The sequence below is a fragment of the Pedobacter cryoconitis genome, from assembly GCF_014207135.1.
Taxonomy (GTDB): domain Bacteria; phylum Bacteroidota; class Bacteroidia; order Sphingobacteriales; family Sphingobacteriaceae; genus Pedobacter; species Pedobacter cryoconitis_D.
The window spans coordinates 17,761-39,965 of the sequence record NZ_JACHCC010000014.1 but is presented as its reverse complement, the minus strand read 5'-3'; the positions used below and the strand labels follow the sequence as shown (position 1 = coordinate 39,965).

The window sequence follows — 22,205 nt, the reverse complement described above, 5'->3', positions numbered from 1 at the left end:
TAGGGGTGAGTGCCTTGATGACGTAATCATTTCCTTAATCTGCTGTTTGCTGTGGGTAACCCTCACAACAAAATGATCAAAAGAAAATTTGCCTTTGAAGGCATTTCTAATTCTTTTTATGCCTTTTCCATCGTCGTATGGATTGGGGTTTCTGTGCCTTGTTGCGTATCTGCACAAACAGATTCCGTAAAAAAAGCAAATGAACTGAAAGAAGTTTCTATCCGCGCAATTAAATTGGGTAAACGTCAGCTTTCCGCTTCTCCTTTACAAATTTTATCGGGCAAAGACCTCGAAAGAATCAATAGTTTATCTGTAGCAGATGCGATCCGTTTCTTTTCTGGTGTACAACTTAAAGATTACGGCGGGATAGGTGGATTGAAAACGATCAATGTCAGGAGCATGGGGACTAACCATACTGCTGTGTTTTATGATGGTGTACAATTAGGTAATGCACAGAATGGCCAGGTCGATCTGGGAAAGTTCTCTTTAGATAATATTGATGAAATAGAACTTTATAACGGACAGAAAAGTACCATATTTCAATCAGCCAGAGGTTTTGCTTCCGGGAGCTCACTGTATCTGAATGCTAAACAACCGCTGTTTGAAAACGGTCAGACCGACCATTTCAAGGCTGCATTCAAGACTGGCTCATTTGCGTTGATCAATCCTGCTCTGCTGTGGCAAAAGAAAATAAGTAATTCCGTTTCCGCATCTATCAATACAGAATATAAAAAATCTGATGGCAGATATAAATTCAGGTATACCGATGGGGTTTACGATACCACATTGGTTCGCAGGAATGCAGATATAGAAACGATGCGGGTAGAAGCCGGACTACAGGGTAAACTGGCAGACAGTAGTGTCTGGACTGCCAAAGCTTATTTCTATAAAGATAATCAGGGATTGCCGGGTGCTATCGTGAATAACAAATATGATTTCACACAGCGTTTGTGGAACAGGAACTTTTTCATTCAGTCTACCTATAAGAAGGAGGTGGGGAGGTATAATCTGATGGCCTCGGCAAAATACGCGAGTGATTACACCAGATTTCTGGACCCTGATTTTGTAACTGACGAGGGGTTATTGGATAACAGGTTTAAACAGCAGGAACTCTATTTGTCGATGACCAACCGGTATCATATCAATTCATTCTGGGATGTAGTCCTTTCCGGAGATTATCAGCGTAATACACTGGACGCAAATCTCTATCGTTTTCCATATCCCACAAGAAACACTTTTCTGACTGCTCTGGCAACACAGTTTCACTGGAAAAAGCTAGATATACAAGCCAACCTGTTAAGTACCTATGTCAATGACCAGGTCAGACAATATTATGCTGCCGGAAATAAAAATGAACTCACACCTACTATAATGGTGTCCTGGCAACCTTTTGATTTAAAAGAGTTCAGGCTGCGCAGTTTTTATAAAAACATTTTCAGGATGCCCACCTTTAACGATTTGTACTATACTGCTATCGGAAGTACATTTCTTAAACCTGAGTATACAAAACAGTATGATTTTGGGTTGACTTACATCAAAGCCTTTAAAGATAAGCTGCTCCGGCAGGTTTCCTTACAGACAGATGTCTACTATAACAAAGTTAAAGATAAGATCATTGCAGCTCCCGGAGCTAATCTGTTCCGCTGGAGCATGCAGAATATTGGATTGGTAGAAATTAAAGGACTGGATTTAAATGTCCAGACAGCCTGGGGAATTACAGAGGATCTGGAGCTGAATACTGGGCTGACCTATACTTATCAGCAGGCGCTGAATGTAACCAGTGTCAAATTGAACTACAGGAACCAGATTCCATACATTCCTGTGAACAGCGGTTCCTTCATTCTGGGTGCAGACTGGAAAAACTATGCGATGAATTATAGCTATATCTATACCGGACAGCGCTTTAATCAAAGTGCTAATAATGTATATAATTATGTTCCTGCCTGGTATACCCATGATATAGCCTTTCATTACAATTATTCAATCCATAAAGCGAATATCCGGCTTTCAGCAGAAGTTAATAACCTGTTGAACCAATATTATGATGTGATAGCCAATTTTCCTATGCCTGGCCGCTCTTACCGTTTCACACTAGCTTATACCTATTAAACCAAATCAATAAAGAAATGAAACCATCATGATTTTTCAAATCACACAAATAAATGAATATAAAATCATGATAGTTTAATCACCATTAAAAAACAATATATACTCTGATGAAAAAACAAATCACTTATCGTTTATCTCTGGCTGTTCTAGTATCAGTCTCTCTTTTTTCCTGCCGGAAAGACCCTCAGCCTGCCCCTGAGCAGACTGAAGTTGTACCACCGGCTGCCGGGCCTGCCAAGGGTTTTTACCTGGTCAATGAAGGTAATATGAATATGAATAAAGCCTCTCTTGATTATATGGATCTGACCACTGGATTATACCGTCGGAATATTTATGATGCCGCCAATCCAGGAATTGTTAAAGGATTGGGTGACGTCGGGAATGATATAGGAGTTTACGGCTCTAAATTATACGTAGTTGTGAATGTCTCGAACAAGGTAGAAGTTATGGATGTTAAAACAGGCAAACGTATCAAGCAGATTGATATCCTGAATTGCCGGTATATTACCTTTCACAAAGGTAAAGCCTATGTCAGTGCTTACCTGGGCTCGGTAGGTGACCCTAATGCTCCACAAGGTATCGTAGCTCAGATTGATACAACATCGCTGACTGAAGTGAGAAGAGTAGAGGTTGGCCGTCAGCCAGAAGAGCTGGCAGTTGTAGGAGAGAAACTATATGTGGCTAATTCTGGTGGATACAGCCCGAAAAACTATGAAAGGACTGTTGCAGTGGTAGACCTGAACACTTTTCAGGTAATCAAAAAAATCGATGTAGGAATTAACCTTCACCGCCTTAAAGCAGATAAATACGGCGATCTGTATGTGACTTCCAGAGGCGATTATTACGATGTCCCTTCCAAACTTTTTGTCATTGATACTAAAACCGAAAAAGTTAAGAAAACCTTTGATATAGGTGTGAGTAATCTGACCATTGATGATGATTATGCTTATTACTATAGCTCTGAATATAGTTATCTGACCGGAATGAACAGTATTTCCTACGGTATAATCAACGTGAAGGATGAAGTGCTTACAGATAAGAAATTTATTACTGACGGAACGGATAAAGAAATTCTGGTTCCCTATGGGATAGCAGTTAATCCTTATACCAAGGATGTTTACGTGACGGATGCCAAGGATTATGTTTCGCCTGGCACCTTATATATGTTTAATCCGGCAGGTACCAAAAAATATCAGGTCACCACAGGTGATATCCCGGCACATTTTGCCTTTGTCTATTAATCAACCTAAACCATAAATCTGATGAAACCTCTACAAACAAATTTAAAGCCCTTAATGATTGCACTAATGGGCATAATTACATTCACTGGATGTAAAAAAGATATTAATAATGAAGTTAAAACAGCTCCCGTAAGAGAGGTGACTGCGGCGAGCAGTAAATTTATTTCAAAGGTATTCGACTATTTACCTGCGCCAGGACAGTTTATCAATGAAAGTTTAGGAAGCCTGGCAGGAGCGCAACGTATTATAGGTGACGTTAACAATACAGGAATGGTTTCCTTAGGTGGATATGGTGGTTATATTGTTTTTGGATTTGATCACTCTGTGGTGAACAGACAAGGATATGATCTGGCTATTTACGGTAACCCTCTGGGGCCTGTACTCCAATGGTCAGAACCGGGAATTGTGATGGTCAGTCAGGATACTAACGGAAACGGTTTGCCAGATGATCAGTGGTATGAACTGGCAGGAAGTGAATATAATTCACCAGGTACCATTAAAAACTATCAGATTACCTATACTAATCCCAAAGCTACAGCTAATGTAAATTGGACAGATAATCAGGGGCATTCAGGACAGGTAGAACTCAACAGGTTTCATAATCATAATTATTACCCTTTGTTTGCGCCAAATCAGGAAAGTATTACGTTCACAGGAACTCTGTTGAAATCAACCTGGGGAATGTCAGGCGATATCTACATTAACAGTGCATTTGCCTGGGGATATTCAGACAGCTGGTCAACAGGTGATAACTATGGTACCAACATGTATAACTCATTTGATATTTCCTGGGCTGTAAACAGTAATGGTCAGCCTGTAAACCTTGCTACTATAGATTTTGTAAAAGTGTATACAGGTCAGAACGAAAAAGGTAATACTATGTTGGGTGAGATTTCAACAGAAGTCAGAGGTGCCGCAGATTTAAATATTAACAACTAAACAATACAATGAATTTTAAAAAATCAATGCCGCTTATTTTTGCCGGCTTATCTATTTTAGCACTTGCTTCCTGTAAAAAAGACAATCAGCCAGAACCCCTGCTTAAACCTGAGGTTTCAGGGGCCTCTGATTATAAAGCCAAAGATTCCGTTACCCTTAACAAGACGATATTCCTGCATCCAAAGATTAACAATGCTAAAAATGCAATTTATAGCTGGACAGTTAATGGCGCGCGTTTAGGCTCAGACTCAGTATTTACTTTCAAAGCCACAGATAAAGGAGATTATAAAATCAGTTTCAAAGCAGTAACCGGAGGTGGTGAAGTAGATCTTGATTATCAGATCCATGTATGGGATAAGTATGAAAACGGCTTCTATATCATTAACGAAGGATGGTTTGGCCATGGAACCGGAACTGTAAGTTTCTACCGTTATGATACGGGTGCTATGGAAGACAGCATCTTTGTTAAAGAAAATCCAATGAAAGATCTGGAACCTAAATCTTCCACATTAGAATCTGGTGTGGTTTTCAGGAACAAACTTTATCTGGTTTCAAAAGTGGGAGGCCCGATGGTCGTGACTGATGAATTTAATATGAAAGAACTGGCCCGTATTCCAAGTCAGGGAGGTAACGACTGGCGTTCTTTTGTAGGGATCGATGATAATAAGGGATTGATCAGTGCTAATGGGGGAGTGTTCCCATTGAATCTGAATACCCTCGCTATAGGCCAGAAAATTACCGGTATCAGCGGACAGGTTGGGGATATGATCAAAGAAGGTAACTATATTTTTGTGCTTTCACAGACTGATGGCGTAGTTATTCTGAATGCAGCAGATAATACAGTAGTTAAAAAGATAGCTGGTGCGACTATTGGATTCACACGTACCATTGATGGTAGTGTATGGGCAGCTGGCGGTACGAAATTGTTGAAAATCAATCCCTCATTGGATGTGGAAGCAATTACAGTTCCTTTTAACCTGTTTGGTTCGTGGGGAGCGTGGCATCCGGGTTCTATTACAGCTTCAACAAAGGAAAATGCGGTGTATTTTGCTAAAAATGGTTCTTTCAGCGGAGGAACTGACATTTATAAATACATTCCCGGAAATGACGCTTCACTACAGGCCCCATTTTTAAAACTTCCTGCAGGTAAAATTGTTTATGGTGCTGGTATCAGTTACAATGCGAAACTTGATCAGTTACTGGTAACTACTGTACAGTCAGGATTTGGAGAAAACTTTAAAGTGAACAACCTGTATTTTTATGATCCCGTAACTGCGGCGATTAAAAAGACAGTTACTTATGACGGTTATTATTTCCCTGCGGTTATTGTTAACCACAGATAATTAAAAGAATTTGCGGTGTGTTTGTGCCCCTTTTACCATTACGGTAAAAGGGGTTTTTTAAAACAGGGTAATTCCGGCATTCCAGCCAAGCCAACCCCTTGTAGTATCATTTATTTTGTGTGAATAGCTGGGGGCTACCTGTTGTTTATAACCTTTCACACCTGAACCGGCAAGCTGATCCGAGCTATATATAGAATAGGACGGGCCACCGAAAAGTGTCAGTCCCTTGAAAATCCTGATTTGCAGATTAGCCTGCAATTTATTCAGGCTCGGACTGTCTTTCGAATCACCCAGATATAAAAACTGAGATGACAATTCCGTTGCCAGGGATAAATTTTTACCTAACTGAAATTCATGTCCTAATCCCATTCCGCCAGACACTATTTTTTCTGTATTGGAAATATTCTGCCCGATCATTAAAATGGAGTATAGTTTTCTGGTACCGGTCTTCAGGCTCAGATTGGTATTCATCAATTCATTGGCCGAGACACTGACTTTGCAAATCCCATTTTTCTTAACCAGGTTAATCAGACCAAAACTGTAGCCCGAAGAACTATCCGCAAGGTTAACCAGGCCGAACTGTACACCTTTTAGTCTCTTTGCGTAATTAAACAGACCAGCGATCTGTACACCATCCACCTGGTCGTTGGTGATATTAGCTACTGCAGCTATTTGCAGGCCAGTGGCTTTCCCTCTGACATAATTATACAGACCAGCAGCCTGTACACCGCTTACATTCCCTTTAACCAGGTTAACGGCACCCCCCAGCTGTACTCCATAAGTATCACTACGGACGGAATTAACTAAACCTGCAGCCATGAATGCATTACTGTTACCAATCACGGAATTCATGGCTCCGGCTAATTGAACTCCTTCTACAGATCCGCCGACAATATTGAATAATCCGGCTGCCTGAAAATAACGGACATCTGTTTTCTCCATATTGAATACGACTCCAAATTCAATTCCATTCAGTCCCGCGGAATAACCACCCAGGATATTGAGAGAACCTTTATTGATGATCTGTGAACTCATCATTCCATGTGAACTCAATCCAGGCGTGAAAGAAGTCTGAATCGGACTGGTGGCCAGAAAATCTCCTATATTTAAACTTTGGATCCTTTGTTTTGAAGAGACAAAGAACTTGCCTATCCCAAGGCTTTCTACCATATTGCTCACTCTTGACTTTTTCGATGCGGAAGTGGTATCCTGATAACCTTCGGGTTTAATGGTGATGTTAGAAAGAAAGATTAATGTTGTATCCCGGTAAGACTCCTTACTTGCGGTCAGGATAACTTCATTGTAATCACCCCTGAAACGGAGTTTAAAATAGCCATCATTATTAGTCAATGTTGATTGTAGTAGTTTCTTCTCATAAACACTAGCCTGTTTAACCCTGGCGCCGGTTTTAGTATCTACTACATAACCGCTGATCAGATATAAATCCACAGCGGTTGTAATATTTTCGGGTTCTATAGTCAGATGGAGAGCCGCAGACCGGAGAATAATGTATTGCCCGTTTTCCTTATAATCTAATTTGCCTTTGAATAATCCGTCCAGAACAGATAATACTGTTGCATTTTGTACTGAAACATTGACCAGGCTGTCGGTATTAAAAAGATTTCCCTGATAGGAGAAGTAAAATTTTCCGGCTCTGCTGATCTGGTTTAACACCTCAGTGATTTTCTGGTTTTTTACCTGTATGGTGACTCTTCTCGATAAATTCCCGGCCAGAACGGGTTGTTGTCCATAAAGTTTACCGATCATCAGGAACAGGAAAAAGAGCAGGAGTAGTCTTTTAGTCATGCTGCACTTTTTTTGATAACAGAATTCCGTTCTGGCTGCGGACCTGCTGGATATCTAAAGTTGAACATACCACCTGCAAAATGGTTTCCAGTGATTCTTCTTTAAAAGTAGTGTTCAGTGTCATCTCTTTCACCTTTGGATCCTGGATTGCAATATTTGCATTATAAACTTCATTCAATGTCCCAACAAATTTCCAGAGCGGAGTATTATTCAGTATAAATAATTTGCTGCGGTAATGACTGTATAACTGATCACTATTGATTTCTTTTGTCAGGCTGGTTGCGCCATCTTTTACACTCACTTTTTCTCCTTTATGCAGTTCGATATACATATCTCCGATGCTCACCTTAACAATACCGGTTTCCACAATGACTTCGGTCTCACCTTTCAGATGTTTAACATTGAAAGAAGTACCAACCACACGAATGGATACCTTGTCAGCATCAATAATAAATGGTTTTTCTTTATTTGGTGTTACTTTAAAGAAGGCTTCGCCTTTTTGTAAATGAATTGACCGGTTATTGTTGAAGTCGCTGTTGTAGCTCATCATCGCATTCTTGTTCAGGGTAATTACAGATCCGTCTGGAAGAGTTTTGGTCACAATACTTGCACTCGCATCGATCATCGTATAGTTACCTGCTGTATACAACCTGTATGTACTCCACAGACCAACTGCAATTAAAAATACAGCGGCAATTTTGAGCCAGCTATAATTTTTCTTCCGGATTGGAAGAATAACTGTTTCCTGTTCGGCAGGAGCAGATACCTTTGATCTGAATTTTTTCCATGCCGCCTCTTCATCAATCTGGCTTACGCTTTCAAGGTTTTTACTGGTCTCCCAGATCTTTTTGAAATGAGCGTAGTAGGTCTCATTAGCCGGATCTTCTGTGATCCACTTTTGTACCTGAGTTTGCTCCTCTGTACTTGTTTCGTTTAATAAATACTTTATTAAAAGTTCATCTATATCACCCATCTTAATTCAAAAAATCCTTGTAAAACCATATGCCTAATAAAACGAGGACTAAAAAATCTACTAGTTTTAAACGCATTATTCTTAAAGCCTTTCCCATCTGGCCTTCTACAGTTTTGATCGAAATCCCGAGCTGGTCGGCAATTTCTCTGTATTTTAATTCTTCAAACCTGCTTAGGTGAAAAATGAGTCTGCATTGTTCGGGTAGATCCTCCATGGCCTCGTGTACCCGGGATTCGAGTTCGCTTAATTCTACCCGGTGTGCAGCCGATTCACTTTCCTGGCTGGTATGAATGGCAAAATTCTGATGACGTAACTTTACCTTTTCGTGTTTTATAAAATTGAGTGTATCATGATAGACACATTTATATAAAAAGGCTTTCACAGAAGTCTCGATATTCAGCATTTCGCGGTTTTCCCAGAATTTCATGAATCTGTTCTGCACGATTTCTTCGGCTGTTTCATCATCCCGGATCATGGTGTTCACATAGCTGTGTAAGGCTTTATAATGTGCTTTGAACAATTGTTCAAAGGCATTGTCGTCGTAATGTATAGTAGTAGTTTGTGTCACAGGTAAGGTTAATTCCAGTTGGAGTATGTCTTCGTCAAAGATATCAGAATTCTTTTTCTTGTAGCGGCCTGAAAGATTAAATATTAATTCTTCGTAAAATTTCTTTTCCGTTTATAGTGTCTACTGCAATCAGATCGATATACTGTAGCTTCGGAAACCGCAGCGATCCTCTGTTGATCATGATAAATATTCTTTTCAAAAGATAGGACATGCCTTCGTCTTTGATGTAGATTTTGTATTTGTTATCAATTTCCGAACGCTTGAGGTATAAGGATAATTTTTGATAAGCTGTAAAGTGAATTTCATATTCATCATTTCCGAGGTAATGGCTGTATACACCATATGCATATTTGTTTTCTATACTTTTTATTTCTTTGAACTCTCCCTGTGCTGTCTCTCTTATCCAGGAAGCCTTGACTGGTGCCTTGGTGCAAAGTGTGCCATCTTCATTCAGATTTAGCTCATAGATAACCATGTTGGCACCGGGAGTTCTTTGTAGAAAAAACAGAAGGTTTTCTATCCGGGGAGAAGGGAGGCCTTCCCCCCGGGAAGTCTGTACAGTAAATAACTGTACAAGCAAAAGAAGTATTGGTACTACTGTTTGTCTAATACTAAACAAGGTCATTAGCTGAGTTATTTTGTAGATAAACTAAAGAACTACTGTTTTTACAGGATGAATTGTATTCCTCCGGTACATCCGACTTTAAGTCCCTTGCTCATATTCTCTTCTTCTTTACTCCATTTCATGGTAGTGAATTTTAAGCTGGGTCCGCCAAAGACTTCGATGTGTTTACTGATTTTATAAGCGGGCAAGATCCTGAAAGAGGATTTTAAACTCCTGCCGATTTTGAAGCTCTCGAGTGATACTGCTGCAAGTTCAATGTTTACTCTGAAGGCGTTGTGTGTAAACAGGTGAGCTCCCAGACCTGCTTCCATAGCGTAGATTTCTTTGTCGTTCTTGAAATTATAACCAATTCCGATAATTCCGTAAAGGATTCTGCCACCTGATCTGAAGGATAAAAGGGTAGTGAGGTTTTCATCTACGGTTACTCCTATGCTTTTTTCTCCGTTTTTAACCAGGTTGATTAAGCCAATGGGATAATCGGAACTGTCAGCAATGTTCATAAAGGCAGCAATCTGGACACCTTTAACTTTTTTGGCGACGTTCATAAAACCGGCTACCTGGGTAGAAGCATCTTTGGAGGTGTTCAGGAAACCTGCGAGCTGGAAGTCTTTGGTGTTCTTAGCAAGGTTTGCAAAACCGGCAACCTGTGTAGAGGCGTCTTCGCTTTTGTTGAGAAAACCTGCAAGCTGAAATCCTTTGGTGTTTTTGGCGAGATTCATAAAGCCAGCAACCTGGGCGCCTTTCATTTGTTTTGATATATTGAGGAAGCCTGCGACAGAAGCTCCCTGGGTATCTTCGGAGTTGTTCATGAAACCGGCAACTCTTGTACCTTCTGCATTGCCTCCAATGTGGTTGGAAAATCCGGCGATCTGAACGCCTTTTGCACTGTGATGGATAATGTTGGTCAGGCCAGCGAGGGTAAAGCCGTCTTCGGCAGCAGAGACACCTGCAATGATGTTAAGGGAGAAGGTGTTGCTGTCTAAGGGGGCATGGCTCCCGTTACTGCTCAATGGATATACTAAACCGATATGAGTTCTGGATGGTTTTTGCTGGGCGTAAAGGGGCGATGTAGCGAAAAGTGTAAGGGCTACTGTTTTTAAGATTTGTTTGGTGTAAAGTGATTTCATTTTTATAAGCTATTTACTCAAAGGGACACCGTGCGTGAGGTTTACCCTTACGTGGGTTTGAAATATTTTTTGAGATCTTCTTTAGCCCGCTAAAACAGCTATGCCCTGATTCGGGCTGGCTTATCCCTTCTGCGAAGAAATAAAGGCCCTTAATCAGGACATGGCTGTTTTGGTCGGGTACAATGGTATATCTCTGCAAAAAAAATATTCTCAAAACAGTAAGGGGGTAACATCACTTTCTAAATCCAGGCAGGGTGCCTAAAAAAGCAGGTGCCAAATAAAACCAAATAAAAAAGCCTGTTTAAATGCATCGCATCTAGACAGGCTTGAAGTTAAAAAGGTACTAAAAGGACTTTTATTCTTTATTAAAGATAAACGTACCACCTCCTCGTTTGACAATAATTTGCTTCTTAGGAAGGTCGAAGTCTAAAATCGCACCTATTCGTTCAGCAGTAAATTTATCTTTTTGTTTAGCCTCCAACGGAAAAGCGGGCTGACTGTTCAGTTGTATCATCAATAATTTATCACTTTTGGTAATAGTGAGTTTTGCAGCTACTTCTTTATTGGTGTAAATACCGGGATACTGATTTAAATCCTGATCTGATACTTCAATCGTTGAGAAATCAGGGATGATGACTGGTTTGTTGTAAACGCTGTTTAACAAGGTGATCAGAATCCCGTTGTTGTCGTAATTTGAACCGTTTGAAGTTATAGCAACTGCGATCTTATCGGACGGGTAATAAGCATAGACTGAACTGAATCCATCAATACCACCTGTATGCCCAAAACCTGTTTTATCATTAAAAGGGAACTTGAACAGGCCCATCCCGAAATTATCTTTGATGGTTTCCATCTGTGCTAAACTTTTAGTGGAAATAAGACGGCCGCCAAATAAAGCTTCTGCAAATTTTGTTAAATCAGTCGGAGTTGAAACAATCGCACCAGCACCTAATGGAATAGACATATCTGTTTCAGCTTCTTTTTTCCAGGTGGTTGTAAAACGATATGAATTGGTCTCATTGTCCTTCAGGTTTATTTTACCACCAAAAAAAGTGTTTTTTAAGCCAATAGGATTGGTGATCTTCTCTTTTAAGATGTTAGCATATTCTTTTTTATAAATCTTCTGCAAGATGAATGATAAGAGCACAAAATTAGAATTACTATAGGAGGCCTTGCTATCTGGCTCAAAATCACTTCCTCCTTTGACAATGATATCTACTAATTCTTTTTCGGATTTTTTTGTCGTATTCCATTTCTCATAATCATCATTGCTGGTGAAATTATGAATTCCACTTCTATGACTCAAAAGCAGGGCAATGGTAATTTTATGGCTGTTCTTAATAGCGGGGAAGAATTCATAGAGGCTCTCCGCGAGACTCAGCTTCTTTTCTTCAATAGCCTTGAAAACTAAAACAGTTGTAAAAGTCTTTGAAATAGAACCAATCCTGTACTTTGTGTCTTTATTGGGCCTGGTATGGGTCTCCATATCAGCATAACCTATTGCCTTGGTATAAAGGAGCTCTCCATTCTGCGAAATTGCCGCACTCCCCATAAATTTATGACTGTCTTCAAGCGCCTTGAAGTAATCGTCTAATTTATGTTTGTCAATGTTTTGAGCGTAAGAAAATGATAGTGAAAATCCAATGATTATTGCGGCAATGAGTCTCTTGTACATAAATTTAATTTTTTATTAAATTAAGAAAAAAGATTTACCGAAAGGTGTTTTTGTAATAAATATCCACAGATTCTTATAATCAAAGGAAAGGGGAGGGGACGGATCCGGTAAGACATGCATTATTCTATAAAATTATAACAAAATGATGTAAGTGTTCGGAGCGGGTGGGGCGTATCTTTGTCTTATAATTAAATGAGATGTCAGATTCAGATAAACTTCAAACAATTTCTTTACCAGTACTAGGGATGACCTGCGCAAGTTGCGCTTCAAGTGTTCAATCTATGCTGGAAGCTCAGGATGGGGTTAAAAGTGCAGAAGTCAATTATGCGACGCAACAGGTGAAAGTTAGTTACAAACAGGGACGTACCGGACCGGAACAATTCCAGACTGCCTTACAGTCTGTAGGGTATGACCTGATCCTGGATACCTTAAATGGGAAAGAACAACAGGAAGAAGTACAGCATAAAAATTATAGTGCCTTAAAAACAAGGACAATTCTTGCAGGGATACTTACACTGCCAGTTGTTATCATCGGAATGTTTTTAATGGATATCCCTTATGCAAATTACTACATGCTTGTGCTGACTACGCCGGTGCTGTTTGTATTCGGGAAAAATTTCTTCATCAATGCCTTTAAACAGGCAAAACATGGAAAAGCAAATATGGATAGCCTGGTCGCCCTAAGTACGGGGATTTCTTATCTTTTTAGTGTTTTTAATACGTTTTTTTCAGAGTTCTGGCATAGTAAAGGTATTCATCCTCATGTGTATTATGAGGCAGCAGCTGTAGTAATTGTTTTTATCATGCTAGGAAAGCTGCTGGAAGAGAGTGCAAAGTCAAATACTTCTTCAGCAATCAAAAAACTGATTGGATTGCAGCCCAAAACAGTCATGCTGATTACTGCGGATGGAGAGGAAGAAATAGAAGTTGCTGCGGTTAAGGCCGGAGACAGGCTGCTGGTTAAACCAGGGGATAAGATTCCTGTGGATGGCAGGTTGTATGAAGGGAAATCGTATGTAGATGAAAGTATGATCAGTGGTGAACCGGTAGCTGTTTTGAAGGAAGCGGGTGATCAGGTTTTTGCAGGGACAATCAATCAGAAAGGGAGTTTCAAATTCCATGCGGAGAAGGTAGGTGCCGAAACACTACTGGCACAAATCATCAGACTGGTGCAGGATGCACAGGGCTCGAAAGCACCGGTACAGAAACTGGTGGACAAGATCGCGGGTATATTTGTGCCTATAGTTCTTTTTATTGCAGTCCTTACTTTGGGGATATGGCTCTTGTTTGGTGCTGAATATAAACTGAGCCAGGGACTGATGGCCATGGTGACTGTGCTGGTTATCGCCTGTCCCTGTGCGCTGGGGCTGGCTACACCGACAGCAATTATGGTTGGTATTGGTAAAGGTGCGGAGAACGGAATGCTGATTAAGGATGCGGAAGCACTGGAATCGGGTTATAAAGTGGATACTGTGGTGCTGGATAAAACAGGCACGATTACTGAAGGTAAACCTTTAGTTACAGGAGTGGAATGGACTGAGAATGAAAATGTAAATAGAGAAAAACTGCTGGGGGTTCTTCTGGCAATGGAACAACAGTCAGAACACCCGCTGGCCGAAGCGGTAGTAGCCTATGTCAAAGCTGCGAATGTTAAACCGGCCGGAATTAAAGAGTTTAAAAGTCTTACAGGAAAAGGTGTTGAAGCTGTTTTCGATGGAGAAAAGTATTATGCCGGAAGCCATAAAATCCTGAAAGGAGAGCAGGCTATACTTCCTGTAAAACTGCAGGAAGTGGTACACGGGTTTCAACAAGGGGCTAAAACAGTGATCTATTTTACAAACGCTGATCAGGTGCTTGCTGTCATTGCTATTGCTGATCAGATCAAGGCGGGCTCAAAAGAAGCCGTACAGGAGCTGCAAAAATCAGGAATGACAGTTTACATGCTGACAGGGGATAACGCCTTTACAGCTGCTGCTATTGCGGAACAGGTTGGAATTATAAACTATAAGGCAGACGTACTGCCATCAGAAAAGGCTGATTTTGTGAAAAGCCTGCAACAGGAAGGAAAAATTGTAGCGATGATAGGGGATGGAATTAACGACAGTCAGGCACTGGCCCAGGCAGATTTATCTATTGCAATGGGCAAAGGATCGGATATTGCGATTGATGTAGCCAAACTGACACTGATTTCCTCAGATCTCAGACAAGTCTCCAAAGCACTGAAGCTTTCGCAGGCTACGGTAAGAACAATCCGCCAGAATTTGTTCTGGGCGTTTATCTATAACCTGATTGGTATACCCCTGGCTGCAGGAATACTCTATCCGGTTAATGGCTTTCTGCTCAATCCAATGATTGCAGGAGCTGCAATGGCACTCAGTTCTGTCTCTGTAGTTGGGAACAGCCTGAGATTAAAACTTATCAAATTAAATTAATTTTATAAACACAAATTATGGAAACTTTAAAATTTAAAACGAATATCAAGTGTGGCGGATGTATCGCTACTGTAACCCCACATTTAAATGCGATGACAGATCTGGAAGAATGGAAAGTAGATACTGATGTTGCGGACAAAGTATTAACAGTGATTGGTAAAACCGGAAACCTGGGACAACAGATTATAGAAACCGTAAAAAAGGCAGGTTTTCAGGCCGAGTTAATTTGATATGCAACTGCACGTAAAAAATATGGTTTGTGACCGATGTATCCTGATCGTCCGGCAGCAGCTGGAAAATCTGGGGTTCTCTGTCGAAGAGATTTCATTAGGGAAGGTATCCGTTTCACCGGAACCTTCTCCTGAAAAATTACAGGACATTTCAGCAGCCTTTCAGGTACTGGGATTTGAACTGATTGATAAGGACAAGGACCAGTTGGTGGAGCAGGTAAAGACCCAGGTTATTGAGCTGGTTCATTACTCGAAATTATACGAATTGAGGCAAAGTCTGATGAGCCTGATTGCAGAGAAATTAAACAAGGAATATGTTTATCTCAGCCGGTTGTTTTCGGACGTGGAAGGGATCACTATTGAAAAATATATCATCCAGCAGAAAGTGATGAGAGTGAAAGAACTGCTCGAATATGGAGAGCTTAATCTGAATGAAATTGCCTACCAGATGGGCTATAGCAGCAGTGCTCATTTGTCTACACAATTCAAGACAGTGACTGGTGTAACGCCCAGTAAATACAAGGCGTCACCAGGCGGAGATAGAAAACCGTTAGATCAGGTTGGCTAAAATAATATATGATCTGTTTGTTTATATGATTTTTGTTTTTATTCTGATTAACAGTTTGTTTTAGTTTTTAACTGTGGTCTATTCGAAATTAGTTTCGAATCTTTTGAAGCAATTCCTTTCCAGATTTTCACGATGATCGGGGTGTGCGAGGTCAATTAATGCCTTCGCACGCTGCTTCAGACTTTTCCCGAAAAGGTTCACTTTTCCGTATTCAGTAACCACCCAATGTACATGTCCGCGGGTGGTTACTACGCCCGCTCCTTCTTTTAAAAATGGTACAATTCTGGAGATCCCTTTTGAGGTAATTGAAGGTAGGGCGATGATGGGTTTTCCTCCCGGAGACAGCGATGCACCATGGATGAAATCCATCTGTCCGCCTATGCCGGAATACTGAAAAGTTCCCATCGAATCGGCGCAGATCTGACCAGTCAGATCGAGCTCAATCGCAGAGTTTATTGCTGTGACTTTTGGGTTCTGACGGATCACACTTGTATCATTTGCATAAGAAATATCCATCACTCTGATGCTTGGATTGTCATTCACAAAATCATAAAGTTTAGTGGTTCCTATCATAAAAGAAGTGATGGATCTGCCAGGGTTTATCCTCTTCAGACTATTATTGATGACTCCGCTTTGAATCAAAGGAATCACCCCGTCCGACAGCATTTCGGTATGAAGCCCCAGGTTTTTATGGTTCCCCAGATTCTTCAATACCTGATCGGGAATACCTCCGATTCCCAGCTGTAAGGTAGCACCGTCTTCAACAAGCGAGGCGATATGCTGACCAATAGTAACCATGGCTTCGCTGACCCTGGCCGAATAATCTACTTCGGGTAAAGCCGATTCGTGCCAGACAAAGCTATTGATCTTACTGCTGTGAATATATCCGTCACCATGTGTGCGGGGCATCTTTGGATTAACCTGGGCAATCACATATTTTGCGGTATCTACTGCTGCCCTGGCAATATCTACAGATGTTCCTAAAGAACAATAACCATGTATATCAGGGGGTGAAACCTGTATAATGGCCACATCAAGAGGTAAAAATCCTTCCTTAAATAACTTAGGGATCTGACTTAGAAATACTGGTACATAATCTCCGTTGGCACTATTAACCACACCTCGGGTGTTGGCAGAAGTAAATAAGGAATTGAAAAAGAAGCTTTCCCGCCATTGGGGATTATTGAAATCTACATCTCCCAATGTGGAGATGCTGACTAACTCTACCTTTTTAAGTTCGGCATATCTTTGCTGAAGGGCTTTGATAAGTTGTACTGGGGTAGCTGCACTGCCATGAAGAAATACTCTCTGGCCGGACCGGATATGTTTTACGGCTTCTTCAGCGCTGATATAGGAAGGTTGACTCATATGATTTTTTTTGAACAATAACGTTTTTTCTAATGGGTTTGTGTGTGATAAGGGTCAGAATCTATAGTGATATAGATCAGATTTACAGGTTTTTCATTACCTTTTACCCATTATAAATTGCTAAAACAAATGGATATAAATACCATCAGAAAAGAGACAAGAGGTTGCAAAAACAAGATTTTCCTCAATAGTGCAGGTTCCTCTTTAGTTCCCGATCCAGTATTTGACCGCACAATCAGCTATCTAACTGAAGAAGCGAGGGTTGGCGGATATGCACTGGCTTATAGTAGTCTTGAAGAAACAGAAGAATTCTATACCGAGGCTGCCAGCTTACTTAACTGCAATCCCGAAAATATAGCTTATATGACCAGCGCAACTGATGCTTATGCAAAAGCTATTTCTTCCATAACATTTAAGGAAGGAGATATTATACTTACTACAGATGATGACTATGTTTCCAACCAGCTAACCTTTATTTCGCTGAAAAAACGGGTTGGTGTCAAAATTATCCGGGCAGTTAATCTACCAAACGGAGATCTTGATCTGGTGAACTTTGAACAGCTGGTTAAAGAATATCAGCCTAAATTAGTGGCTTTGACTCATATTCCAACAAGCTCTGGTTTAGTCCAGGACGCTGAAAAAGTAGGAGAGATTTGTCAGAAATATAAAATATGGTACTTACTGGATGCCTGTCAGTCCGTCGGACAGCTGGTTGTCGATGTGAAAAAGTTAAAATGTGATTTTCTGGCAGCAACTGGAAGAAAATTCCTTCGCGGGCCGCGGGGTACAGGCTTTTTATATGTATCAGACTCTGCCCTGCAGGCTGATCTGGCACCATTGTTTATTGATATGCTGGGTGCAAAATGGACGTCAGAAGAGGATTACGAGCTGGAACTGACAGCGAAAAGATTTGAATTCTGGGAATCTTCGATCGCAGGTAAATTAGGTCTTAAAGAAGCGCTAAAGTATGCTAACGCTATAGGAATGGCTAATATAGAAAGGTACAATGCCGGTCTGATGGCCGCATTCAGAGTAAAGCTGGCGGCAATAAAAGGACTTCAGCTGCAGGATTGGGGGACACAGGTAAGTAATATCCTCACTTTTACAATGGATCATCATACAACTGACGAAATATCAGAACACCTAAAGCAACATGGCGTTTACTTCTCTATCAGCTCTAAAAGCTCTGCACTAATAGATTTTACCAGGAAAAACATTGAGAGTGCTATACGATTGTCCCCGCATTATTTTAATACTCCCGAAGAATTAGAGAAAGTTGTCACCATTTTGAACTTTTAATTGTTGTTTCTGGTAGTGATTTTATTGTTGATTAAATCCCATAATTAGAATTTAATGAAAGAGTTTGATGCAATTGTAATCGGTGCGGGCCAGGCTGGTGTACCGCTGGCCAAGAAATTAGCGAATGCCGGATGGAAAACGGTATTGATAGAAAAAAGACTGGTTGGCGGAACCTGCATCAATGATGGCTGTACCCCAACCAAGGCTATGGTTGCTTCGGCCAGAATGGCCTATCTGGCAGGCAGGACTGACCTTGGGATAGAGGTGTCTTCTTTTAAAGTGAATTTCAAGGCTGTTATGGCCCGTAAATCGGCTATTGTAGCGCAATTTCGTAACGGTTCAATTAAGGGAATTGAAAATACAAAAAACCTGACGCTGATTTATGGTGAGGCTAAATTCCTGGATGATCATACTGTTTCAGTGAATGAGAGTGAGGGGGATCCGGTAAAATACAGTGCTAAACATATTTTTATCAATACAGGAGCCAGTCCGCGTATTCCTGAAATTGAGGGGATTAAAGAAATTAAATATCTCACTTCAACCTCTATACTTGAGCTTCAGGAGCTTCCTGAACATTTGCTAATTGTCGGAGGTGGTTATATCGGACTGGAATTCGGGCAATTATTTAAACGTTTGGGAGCTAAAGTCACTATTATGGAGCAGTCTTCGAGATTGATGCCTAAAGAAGATGATGATGTCTGTGAAGTTATGAGCGGAATCTTTAAAGAAGATGGTATTGAGGTTTTAACCGAATCCAAAGTCCTGAAATTTGAGACCCTGGCAAATGAAAAAATAAAGGTCACTGTAGACTCAAAAGGTGAAAAACATATCCATACCTGCAGCCACGTACTGATTGCTTCTGGAAGGGTTCCACAAACCGCTGCATTAGGGCTGGAAAATACAGCAGTTGAATGTGATGTCCGTGGCCATATAAAAGTAAATGAATACCTGGAAACCAAAGTTAAACATATCTATGCCCTTGGTGATGTAAAAGGAGGTCCGGCTTTTACACATATTTCATATAATGACTATATTGTGGTGACCAAAAATATCCTTGAGGGACTTAAGATGAGTACCAAAGATCGTATGATACCTTATTGTATGTTTACTGACCCGCAGCTGGGCAGAATAGGGATTACCGAAGTAGAGGCAAAAGAACTCGGACTCGATTATCTGGTCGCTAAGATTCCGATGAAAAACGTAGCCAGAGCAATCGAAACAGCGGAAACCAGGGGCTTTATGAAAGCTGTTGTAGATCCGAAAACCAAACAAATTCTGGGCGCAGCAATTATTGGAGAGCAGGGAGGCGAAATTATGTCTGTGCTGCAAATGGCGATGATGGGTAAAATCACTTATGAAGAGATCAGGTTTGCCATTTTTGCTCATCCCTTATATGCAGAATCACTCAATAACTTATTTATGTCCATCGTCTAAATGATAAAAGCAGAAAATCTGGTCAGGAAATTTGGTAGTCAGGTAGCCGTCAACGGGATCAGCTTTGAAGTAAAGGAGGGGGAAAACCTGATCTTACTGGGAACCAGTGGTTGCGGTAAAACAACAACATTGAGGATGATCAACAGACTCATAGAACCCGACTCCGGAACAGTTTTTATTGATGGTGTAGACATCAGAAGCCGTCAACCCGAAGAATTGAGAAGGGGAATAGGTTATGTTTTGCAAAACCACGGCCTTTTTCCACATTATACAGTAGCAGAGAATATAGCCATAGTACCCAGGTTGCTGCACTGGAAAAATACTGATATCCGGCAAAGAGCTGATGAGCTTTTTCATAAACTGAACCTGGATCCTTCAATTGCCGAAAAATACCCTACAGCTTTAAGTGGTGGACAGCAGCAGCGGGTTGGATTGGCCAGATCACTGATGGTGAACCCACCTGTTTTATTGATGGATGAGCCATTTGGTGCCCTGGATAATCTGACCAGGATTGCGATTCGTCATGAATTTAAGGCTCTGGATGAGCTGGTCAAAAAGACGCTGGTCATGGTGACTCACGATGTTCAGGAAGCCTTTGAAATGGGAGACAGGATCTGTTTGATGGATAAAGGTGAGATTAAACAGATAGGTACACCGGAGGAATTGCTTTTTAGTCCGTCCAATGAGTTTGTATCAGGTTTTTTCAGAGAACAGCGTTTACAGCTGGAGCTTAAATCAGTACTGGTTACTGAGATTCTGCCTGGGTATCCGGAAAAGGAAATTACCGTATGGGAGAAAATGGAGGCTTTACTTCATATCAGAAATGATGATTCATTAGAAGAACAGTTAAAAATAGAAGACCTCATGCGTGCATTTTTAGCTTATAAAAAGAAATAATATGGAGCAGGAACAAAGTTTCTGGCAATTCGTAGTTCAGCAATCCGATAAATTATGGAGTCAGACCTGGGCACATCTGGGGCTTACACTGATTTCGTTGATTATTGCTATTGTCATTGCCATTCCCTTAGGTATTCTGATTACGAGGAGACAAAAATTATCGGGATTTGTACTCGGATTTGCCGGCATATTACAAACTATTCCCAGCATCGCCCTGTTGGGCGTATTAATTCCATTTTTGGGTATTGGTCCCAAACCAGCTATTCTTGCGCTTTTCCTCTACGCCCTTTTACCAATTATAAGAAACACTTATACCGGTATTAAGGAGGTAAATCCTGCTGTTATTGAAGCTGCAAAAGGAATGGGAATGAGTAAATGGCAGGTGCTGATGAAAGTTGAATTACCCTTGGCTTTTCCTGTGCTGATGGCCGGAATCCGTACAGCTACAGTAATTAATGTCGGTGTGGCTACGCTAGCTGCGTATATTGCCGCCGGAGGACTGGGAGAGTTTATTTTTGGTGGAATTGCACTTAATAACTCCAATATGATACTCGCTGGTGCTATACCTGCTGCCCTGTTAGCAATTATACTGGATTTTCTATTGTCACTGGTCCAGAAAATCAATTTCAGAAGTATCAGAATAGCCTATCTGGTATTTCCGTTTGCATTAATTACCCTCAGTTCTTTTTATTTGCTGCCAACTCAGATCGGAGGCCGGATGCTGGGTGGGTTTACCCCCGAATTTATGGGTAGGGAAGATGGTTATCTCGGACTCAGGAAAATATATAAATTAGGTATTGAAACTGTAGTCATTAGTGATGCAGTCATGTATAAAGCTGCTTTTGAAAAGAAGCTGGATGTAATCAGTGGTTATAGTACTGACGGAAGACTTAAAGCTTATGACTTAATTACATTGAAGGATGATAAACATATCTTTCCACCTTATTACGCCGCACCTCTTGTCCGTCAGGAGGTGCTCGATCAGTATCCTGAACTGGAAGGGGTATTGAACCAGTTATCAGGTTACATCAATGATTCGACTATGACTGCGATGAACTATAAAGTGGACCAGCTCAAGGAAAGTCCTGAAAAAGTGGCTCTGGATTTTACAATGGCACATCATCTTTATAAGCCAGCCAGAGCTGCGGGGCATGGAACAATAAGGATAGGTTCTAAAATCTTTGGTGAGCAATATATCCTGGCGCAGATTTATAAAATACTGATCAGGGGTAATACCAATCTGAACGTTATTACTAAGTCTGGTCTGGGAGGAACGAAGATATGTTTTGATGCACTGACCAATAATCAGATAGATTTTTATCCGGAGTATACCGGCACAGGGTTTCTGGTCTTACTTAAACCGGACGAAAAAACACTAAAAGGCCTGGCGGGTGATATTGATGGGGTATACCATTATGTAAGCAGAGAATTTAAACATCAGTTTAATATCAAGTGGCTAAAGCCTATAGGCTTTAATAATGCTTATGCCTTGATGATGAGAAGAGAACAGGCACAAAGTTTGCAGATTAAAACCATAACAGACTTAACCAACCATCTAAATCAAAATTAAT

The 22,205-nt window shown here is 40.8% G+C and carries 18 protein-coding genes; 11 read left to right on the top strand and 7 right to left on the bottom strand.

The window, feature by feature from the left end; all coding sequences use genetic code 11:
* The first annotated feature begins 72 nt into the window (after positions 1-72).
* The 4 genes from HDF25_RS22740 (at position 73) to HDF25_RS22725 (ending at position 5,632) form a co-directional block, all read left to right on the top strand.
* Positions 73-2,109, top strand: a complete 2,037-nt coding sequence (locus HDF25_RS22740) for a TonB-dependent receptor plug domain-containing protein (protein WP_184628705.1) — start codon at positions 73-75, stop codon at positions 2,107-2,109.
* Between the two features lie 107 nt (positions 2,110-2,216).
* Positions 2,217-3,350, top strand: a complete 1,134-nt coding sequence (locus HDF25_RS22735) for a YncE family protein (RefSeq protein WP_184628704.1) — start codon at positions 2,217-2,219, stop codon at positions 3,348-3,350.
* 21 nt (positions 3,351-3,371) lie between these two features.
* The gene (locus HDF25_RS22730; protein ID WP_184628703.1) at positions 3,372-4,289 is read left to right on the top strand and encodes a PKD domain-containing protein; all 918 of its coding nucleotides are present in this window, start codon (positions 3,372-3,374) and stop codon (positions 4,287-4,289) included.
* A gap of 8 nt (positions 4,290-4,297) precedes the next feature.
* Positions 4,298-5,632 (top strand): DUF5074 domain-containing protein, encoded by a 1,335-nt coding sequence (locus HDF25_RS22725; RefSeq protein ID WP_184628702.1) that lies wholly within the window; start codon positions 4,298-4,300, stop codon positions 5,630-5,632.
* A gap of 57 nt (positions 5,633-5,689) precedes the next feature.
* On the opposite strand, the gene HDF25_RS22720 is transcribed toward HDF25_RS22725, so the two are convergent.
* The 6 genes from HDF25_RS22720 to HDF25_RS22695 all read right to left on the bottom strand — a co-directional run bounded on the left by HDF25_RS22720 (position 5,690) and on the right by HDF25_RS22695 (position 12,406).
* The gene (locus HDF25_RS22720) at positions 5,690-7,438 is read right to left on the bottom strand and encodes a hypothetical protein (RefSeq protein ID WP_184628701.1); all 1,749 of its coding nucleotides are present in this window, start codon (positions 7,436-7,438) and stop codon (positions 5,690-5,692) included.
* Positions 7,431-8,411 (bottom strand): FecR domain-containing protein, encoded by a 981-nt coding sequence (locus HDF25_RS22715; protein WP_184628700.1) that lies wholly within the window; start codon positions 8,409-8,411, stop codon positions 7,431-7,433. The genes HDF25_RS22720 and HDF25_RS22715 overlap by 8 nt, the downstream gene beginning before the upstream one ends.
* A gap of 1 nt (position 8,412) precedes the next feature.
* Positions 8,413-8,979, bottom strand: coding sequence for an RNA polymerase sigma-70 factor (locus tag HDF25_RS22710; RefSeq protein WP_317618246.1), 567 nt, complete (start codon positions 8,977-8,979; stop codon positions 8,413-8,415).
* Between the two features lie 76 nt (positions 8,980-9,055).
* Positions 9,056-9,604 carry a DUF4833 domain-containing protein gene (locus HDF25_RS22705; RefSeq protein ID WP_184628699.1) on the bottom strand — a complete coding sequence of 183 codons (549 nt, stop codon included), beginning with the start codon at positions 9,602-9,604 and terminating at the stop codon, positions 9,056-9,058.
* 41 nt (positions 9,605-9,645) lie between these two features.
* Positions 9,646-10,731, bottom strand: coding sequence for a hypothetical protein (locus tag HDF25_RS22700; protein WP_184628698.1), 1,086 nt, complete (start codon positions 10,729-10,731; stop codon positions 9,646-9,648).
* A gap of 355 nt (positions 10,732-11,086) precedes the next feature.
* A complete protein-coding gene (locus tag HDF25_RS22695) occupies positions 11,087-12,406 on the bottom strand; it encodes a serine hydrolase domain-containing protein (RefSeq protein WP_184628697.1) in 1,320 nt (439 codons plus the stop codon).
* A 197-nt stretch (positions 12,407-12,603) separates the two neighbouring features.
* On the opposite strand from HDF25_RS22695, the gene HDF25_RS22690 reads away from it, so the two are divergent.
* The 3 genes from HDF25_RS22690 to HDF25_RS22680 are packed head-to-tail and all read left to right on the top strand — an operon-like array spanning position 12,604 to position 15,636.
* Complete coding sequence (locus HDF25_RS22690; RefSeq protein WP_184628696.1) at positions 12,604-14,838, top strand: heavy metal translocating P-type ATPase; 2,235 nt, start codon at positions 12,604-12,606, stop codon at positions 14,836-14,838.
* Between the two features lie 17 nt (positions 14,839-14,855).
* Positions 14,856-15,068, top strand: a complete 213-nt coding sequence (locus HDF25_RS22685) for a heavy-metal-associated domain-containing protein (RefSeq protein ID WP_184628695.1) — start codon at positions 14,856-14,858, stop codon at positions 15,066-15,068.
* A 1-nt stretch (position 15,069) separates the two neighbouring features.
* Entirely contained in the window at positions 15,070-15,636 is a 567-nt protein-coding gene (locus tag HDF25_RS22680; protein WP_184628694.1) for a helix-turn-helix domain-containing protein, read from the top strand.
* 78 nt (positions 15,637-15,714) lie between these two features.
* Here HDF25_RS22680 and HDF25_RS22675 read toward each other — a convergent pair whose 3' ends face one another.
* Entirely contained in the window at positions 15,715-17,004 is a 1,290-nt protein-coding gene (locus HDF25_RS22675) for an acetyl-CoA hydrolase/transferase family protein (RefSeq protein ID WP_184628693.1), read from the bottom strand.
* A gap of 129 nt (positions 17,005-17,133) precedes the next feature.
* Between HDF25_RS22675 and HDF25_RS22670 the strand changes: the two genes are divergently transcribed.
* The 4 genes from HDF25_RS22670 to HDF25_RS22655 are packed head-to-tail and all read left to right on the top strand — an operon-like array spanning position 17,134 to position 22,204.
* Positions 17,134-18,303, top strand: coding sequence for an aminotransferase class V-fold PLP-dependent enzyme (locus HDF25_RS22670; protein ID WP_184628692.1), 1,170 nt, complete (start codon positions 17,134-17,136; stop codon positions 18,301-18,303).
* A gap of 54 nt (positions 18,304-18,357) precedes the next feature.
* Complete coding sequence (locus tag HDF25_RS22665) at positions 18,358-19,737, top strand: mercuric reductase (RefSeq protein ID WP_184628691.1); 1,380 nt, start codon at positions 18,358-18,360, stop codon at positions 19,735-19,737.
* Entirely contained in the window at positions 19,738-20,634 is an 897-nt protein-coding gene (locus HDF25_RS22660; protein WP_184628690.1) for an ABC transporter ATP-binding protein, read from the top strand.
* A 1-nt stretch (position 20,635) separates the two neighbouring features.
* Positions 20,636-22,204, top strand: coding sequence for an ABC transporter permease/substrate-binding protein (locus HDF25_RS22655; protein WP_184628689.1), 1,569 nt, complete (start codon positions 20,636-20,638; stop codon positions 22,202-22,204).
* The last annotated feature ends 1 nt before the right edge of the window (position 22,205 follow it).